The 669-nt window shown below is 45.4% G+C and carries 1 protein-coding gene; it reads right to left on the bottom strand.

Going from position 1 to position 669, the window contains the following annotated elements; genetic code table 11:
- Positions 1 to 213: 213 nt before the first annotated feature.
- Positions 214 to 669: transposase (locus BVI01S_RS21870; protein WP_156477380.1), on the bottom strand; the 456-nt coding region annotated here is incomplete at its 5' end.

Raw genomic sequence — 669 nt, 5'->3', positions numbered from 1 at the left:
CAGTGATGGGCACATTTGATCTCTGCTTATTAGGTGGACTTACCCTCCCATATCTCCTGGCATCGAGTGCCTACATTCCTTCGTTGGGTCTCTCCCTAACGCAGAGGCCGGCGTATGCTCCTGCGTGGACTGATCAGTAGATCGTCGAAAGTCGTGTATGGGCCGGCTTCTCAGTGTCTGGGTTTTAGAAGAACTACGTTCTAATTCAAAGAGTTAGGCTGCTTTGGGATGAGAGAGGAAAGGCATATCTCCCATCATGCGCTCTAAATCAAATGTCGTTTCATAATGGCTAAGACCATGACAAATTTGAAGTAACTTACGACACAAAATCACAAGTGCTTCCTTTTTCGTTACTGGTTTCTCGCGATCATTACTGTAGTAGTCATAAAGTGCTCGAAACGCCGAATTTGAGTGTAGTAAAGGGAACACTGCTTTGTACAATAAAGCTCGAAGCCTTCTTCGCCCTCGCTTAGAGATCCTTTTTCTACCCTTTGATTCACCAGAAGAATTCGTTACCAGTGTTAATCCCGCGAGTTTAAATAATTGGCGTGGATCCTTGTAACGTTTGAGTGAGCCTGTCTCGGAGAGTAGCTCCAATACGGTTGTTTCACTAATTCCGGGAATCGATGTTAGGTAATCAAAGTCAGGCAATTGACGGGCAAGGGTGAC

Source organism: Rossellomorea vietnamensis NBRC 101237 (assembly GCF_001591825.1).
Taxonomy (GTDB): Bacteria; Bacillota; Bacilli; order Bacillales; family Bacillaceae_B; genus Rossellomorea; species Rossellomorea vietnamensis.
Note: the sequence above shows the minus strand (reverse complement) of the source record. Positions and strands in the feature narration are given on the sequence as shown.